General features: G+C 42.0%; 1 protein-coding gene. It reads right to left on the bottom strand.

Features of this window, described 5'->3' with window-relative positions; all coding sequences use genetic code 11:
• Window positions 1-163: 163 nt before the first annotated feature.
• Entirely contained in the window at window positions 164-5,494 is a 5,331-nt protein-coding gene (locus JMY00_RS13300) for a BapA/Bap/LapF family large adhesin (RefSeq protein WP_201580510.1), read from the bottom strand.
• Window positions 5,495-6,058 lie beyond the last annotated feature (564 nt).

Below are 6,058 nucleotides of genomic sequence, written 5' to 3'. Positions count from 1 at the left end.
TCATAGGATTCTCCTGCTGATGTATTCTAGCAGTTACTCTCTATTTATGAGTGTTCTTATTTATTGGGGGGATTACCCCACATCTACAACTAATTAAATAGACATTGTAAAAAACGCCTCCATTTCGGAAGCGTTTCTTATATCAAAATTTCATCAGCTAATATTAGATAACATTGATATCCGTATCGATATAAATCTGCGTAGCAGCATTACTATCTAATTGCCACACATTATATACTTGACCATTAGTATCTGTAACATCAACTCCTGAATCTATCCAAGCTGAAGGACTATTAGTGCCATCTACATCACTAAGATCATCGCCATTACTACCCAAATCTACTGTATCATCACTACCCCCTCTTACATAGATAGGATTCGTGGTTCCTGAGTTGATAACATCTGCTGCTTGAACTAGCAGTGTATTGGCACCTGAACCGCTAATATCGAGCGCCTCCGTTTGGAAGATATCCGATAGACTTAGCGTCTGGCCTGATCCAGTTAAGTTGATAGTATCAAAGCCATCTCCTAGATTGATCAATGACACATCAGAGATATTATAGGCAATATCAACGACGTCATCACCGCTCGTTCCAATCAAATTGACTCTACCACCAGCTTCTGCTCCCCAGTTAATGCTACCTAACAAATCATCAAGATCAGTTGCATCTACTTCCAACATCTCTTCAAACTCAGAGTTACCATTACGATCTACCATGAGCATACCATTCTCATATTTCAGGTAATTACCGATATTACCTAGCGTTTGGTTACCGTCAAGTAAGCCAGTAATATCAATCTGATCGCCCTGTTGAGCACTGAAGTCGCTCCAAGTATCAACACCGTTGTTGCCATTGCCACCATTTGTACCATTTAAGTTATCAAAGACTAAGGTATCAGCTCCTGTGCCCATAACAAAGCTGTCATTTGCAGCAGAGCTAACCGCAGTATCAGCAAACTCAGAGGCAGTGATACCTTTACCAACATTGAGCTCTAGAGTAGCGGTTTCTTTATCGCCAGTTACAGAAGTCGTCTCGTAGGTAAAGCGCTCAATTCCAAAACTTTCGCCGTTTGGTAAGTAGCTATAGCTGCCATTTTTATTAACTGTCAAGGTGCCATACAAGCCTTCGATATCAATCGACTCTGCGCCTTGATTTGGATCATTAACAAATACAGACTTACCACCCACTTTTAGCTCAGAGATATTATTACTACCCACATCATTATCCAACAGGAATCCAGAAGTTGGATCAATAGTAGACACTTCGAAGCTATCGGTATCAACGATATTAGCGACAAAGTCAATTTTCTCCATTACCCCATCTATCGACGTTAATAGCAATGTATATTGACCCGCCGTTAGCGGAATATCATTACGTGTTATATCTAGAATAACATCGTTTTCTGCATTAGTAGTAGATGTCCACGTTTCACCTGTCGTTGTATTTTCAAGTGTATAGCTAATTGTCATATCACTATCAAACACACCATTTGACTCACCCTCAACCCTTATGTTAAAGGATGTACCCACTTTATCTTCATCAATTGTGAATGTTTGAGAATAAGAAACACCATAGTTTCCAAAAATAACATCTGGTTCCTCATATACAATGTCAGTTACCACATTTTGTTCTTGCACTGTGACGTTATTGAAATCATCAACCGCAGTATGAGTGCTGATTTTGATATTCAATGTGTCAACAGCGACCAGACCATTTGCATCTTTAGTCACTAGATTGAAAGACTCTACTTCTCCATAAGGCGGCACCCAGTCAGGACCTGCATCAGTAGGTTTTGCGACAGTATAATCATAGGTGCCATCAATATTAATTGTTAAGCTGCCATACTCACCTTGCACGACCGTGGGTTCGTTTAACTCCATTATCTGATCGTCCACTTTAAGTAATACAATGCCTGCATCGTCAGTTGCATCTTTGCCAGCGATCGAACCAGTAAAAGTAGAGGGATCATTGTAGTCAAATAGTTTATCCACAGTAACCCTCAGTACAGTGCCACCAGCTACACCTATACCGTCACCAGCAATCAATATGGCTCTATAATTGCCTTCGCCAAGCTGTAACTCTAATGGGTCAGAGGTCCTGCCACCAGCTACAGGTGCTCTAAACCAGTCGTCTTCTAGATGCACTTGAACGAAATTGCCTGTTGACTCGTCCTGTCTATAAACAATCAGATCGTAATCAACAGCTAATGAAAGCAATCCAAAACCTGTACCTTCAAAGGTCAATTCACGTACTTGGTTATCACCGACAGTGAATTGCATGACGCCCGAACCACTCAAAGCATCTGCATCAAGAATTGGCCCTAGTATTCCTATATTAGCAATACTAAATCCACCAACGTCATCAATAGAATCAAAATCCGTATCTGGAACTTCGGTTGGCGTAATATCTACTACAAGGCTCTCATCTATTTTGACTTGATTATCAACCGGTAAGATATTCAATTGAATAGTAAGATCTGCAGAAGAGCTATTACCATCAGGTGATGTCACAGTATAGGTAAAGCTATCCTCGCTGCCATACGGACCACGGAAACTGCTATCCACTTCATACTCATAACTGCCATCAGAGAATATTGTCAGCGTACCGTATTCTCCTTGAATAGTCTCCTCACCTTCTACGAGCGGCTTTTCACCATTGACCGACGTAATTGAGGTAACCGTCGCATTCGTCGGTAGTTCATCATAACCAAAGCTTGCATCGACATCGTCTAGCACATTCCCTGTAATAGAGCCGCTGACCGCTGTTGCTTGAGAATAGTCCAAAACAGTATCAGAGAGAAAGTTTAAGGTATAATTAGTGAGCGCAGAGACACCTTCACCACTAGACATAACAAACAGCCACTCTCCTTCATCCAAGCTAAAATCGGTCTCTTGAGATGCGCCGCCTAATAAGTAAGATACTACCCAGTCTTCTTTTACTTCCTGTAACTCCCATTCATTTGTAGACTCATTCAATTTGTACAAGCTCAAATCTATGGTACTCAGAACTTGAACTCCAATTGCTGCACCTTGAACTCTAACTTCTCGTACTTGATCTTCACCTACTTCAAGTACCACTGAATTGGCAATAACATCATCAAGCACACCTGCGTTTAATACTGGGCCTAAACCTACATTAACCACGGTAAAACCAGTTTTATTCAGATCACTTGGTGTTAGATTCTCAGTTTCTAAAGGTGTAGCTGTTAGTTGGAAGTCAACGAAATTATCAGCCGCTGCAATGATTTCGTTAGTGTCTACCGTTATGATCGTCACAGGAGATGCGTCACTCACGTTACCGGCGGCATCTGTGATGGTATAGCTGATATTATAGGTGTCATCAGCAAGCGGTGTGTTTGGTGTTAGGGTATTCCCCACTAAAGTGGCCGGTACTGGATCACCATCAACCAACAATGTTGGTGTGCCGCTGGCCAATTCACTATCTGGTATAACCACGCCTGGGGTGTTGTCGTTGGTGATGCCTTGATTTGCAATGGTTTCTGCAGGGTCAAGCGGATCGCCATTGCCATCTACGTTGTCGGTGATGACAGGTGCTGCAAGCGGTGTGTCAGGCGCCGTGGTGTCTCGAACAGCATTGGCTGTTACAGTAGGGGAAACATTACCAGCCGTATCTTCGATTTTGACAGAAACCTTTAATGCGGCTCCTTCTTCTGGTGCGGGTATTTCAACCCCAACATTACCAGCTTCAATATCGTCATTAGTTAAAACTTTTTCGACACCGTTGACGATCACGGTATAACCAACACTCGAACTCTCTGGCAAGTCAACAATAACATCTACCTGGTTACCCGCTATCTCATCAGCCGTAATAAAGGCATCTCCGTTCCCGATAGCTACACTATCTGGTGCTTCAGGCGCATCATCTGTATCTCTAGTAGCACTAGCTGTAACAGCCGTAGACTCGTTTCCAGCTACGTCTGTGATACTGGCAGTGACTTGCAGAGATTGGCCTTCTAATGGAGCATTAATAGTTACGGTTGCCGTACTATTTGCGATGTCATCATTAGTTAGTTTCTGATCAACACCATTGACAGTAACAGTGTCACCTACAGACGCATTATCTGGCAAACCAATAGAAATAGTGACTTGATCATCACTAATCTCATCAGCGGTGATCAAGGCGTCACCATTACCGATAACAATACTTGGAGCATCAGGAGCGGTAGTGTCAGGAGCATTTATTGGATCAGACTCTGCTGAGGTATTACCTGCTGCATCAGTAGCAACGGCGTTAATCGTCTCGCCATCGGCAAGCGGTGTATCAAGAGTTACCTCGTAGGCACCTGTGGTAGCATCTGCTGTCGCAGTACCAATGACATTGTCATCTGCATCTAAGATGTCTACGCGACTGCCGGGCTCAGCGTTACCTGTGACGGTAGTACCATTAAAAGCATCAATACTTGGGGCGTCAGGCGCGGTGGTGTCGGTAGCGGTGTCCGCATTGAAGACGGCGGATTCATCAGACGTATTGTTTGCCGCATCGGTGGCCGTGGCCGTGATCGGTGTGCCATCAGCAAGCGCTGGGTCGAAGACCACGGTGTAAGCGCCTGTCGTACCATCGGCGGTTGCTGTACCAATGACAGTATCGTCTGCATCTAAGATGTTGACCGTACTGCCAGGCTCTGCACTACCAACAACCGTGGTGCCATCAAAGCCATCAATCTCTGGAGCATCAGGAGCGGTAGTGTCAGGAGCATTTATTGGATCAGACTCTGCTGAGGTATTACCTGCTGCATCAGTAGCAACGGCGTTAATCGTCTCGCCATCGGCAAGCGGTGTATCAAGAGTTACCTCGTAGGCACCTGTGGTAGCATCTGCTGTCGCAGTACCAATGACATTGTCATCTGCATCTAAGATGTCTACGCGACTGCCGGGCTCAGCGTTACCTGTGACGGTAGTACCATTAAAAGCATCAATACTTGGGGCGTCAGGCGCGGTGGTGTCTACTGGTGCGCTATCGTTATCGTTATCATCACCGCCCCCTCCCCCTAAAGCCGCTGCCGCCACACCAACACCTGCTAGACCCAACAACCATGGTAAAGCCGCAAAACCTTCAGCTTCTGTGGCCCCAACCCACCAAGGACTTATTTGTGTATCTCCAGCTAATGATTGACTTTGAGCTTCACCCATTTGTAGTTCAGTGACATAGTCTGCCACGTCACCTGTATCAGGAAGATAGTAGTAATAGCTACCATCTTCAGCCATACCTATTAATGCACTATCTGCATTATCATAAAACCCTTCAATAATGAGGTCTGGGCCCTGTCCGTCATTTTCAAAAGAAATATGAAGGTTTTTATCTACTCTTTTAGTAACAACATTATTTGGTGCACGATTAACGGTTGTATCAAGCAGCTCGTAATTAGTTCTATTAACAGCTTTAATCACTGTAGGCGTTTCATTTTTTAAGACCACTGTATGCTCAGCAACTGTCTCAACTTTATTATTAACTTTCACAATTATAGTATTCATAAAACCATCCTTGATTGACTAATTTTGACCAAATATAAACACAGCTGTTCGATAAAATATTAATATTTCATAAGGCGATAATGAAAAACACTTCTAAATCACTTTTTTCAAAGAACTTTGGTTAACTGCACTTGTAAAAATTTATTTATATATAAAGCTAACTATTCTCTATCTTTTACTAAAACTTAACTGAAATCCTGACTAAATAGACAGCTTTCTCACAATCTTCTACAAACCTCTCATTAAAAAAACTTTACTATATATCTTATTGTTTAAAATAATTTAACAAACCATTTGAATTCAAAAAAAACGAATATAGAAACAAAATATTCTCTAAGTTATAACAGCACTATAAAAGAAGTACCAACCTTCCTTAATAACGCATTCTATCAACAAAAATCTAATTAACAAACAGTTTATAGAACTTTTGTTAATTATTGTTAGACTCTGTAAATATTCATTTTTAGTCAGAAATTACTTGTACACCTTTCATATTAAGATTCGGATATGTTTTTTACTATTACTTTTATAATAATACGCTAGGTTTATAGGTCAACATAGTTT

Origin of the sequence: Psychrobacter sp. Pi2-52 (assembly GCF_904846705.1) — a bacterium.
Classification (GTDB): Bacteria; Pseudomonadota; Gammaproteobacteria; order Pseudomonadales; family Moraxellaceae; genus Psychrobacter.
The sequence above is the reverse complement of the archived record's forward strand: the minus strand, read 5'-3'. Positions and strand labels throughout refer to the sequence as shown.

Bases quoted from the DNA above. Each gene is read 5' to 3' on its own strand.
- JMY00_RS13300 (WP_201580510.1), bottom strand. From the start codon at position 5,494: ATGAATACTATAATTGTGAAAGTTAATAATAAAGTTGAGACAGTTGCT.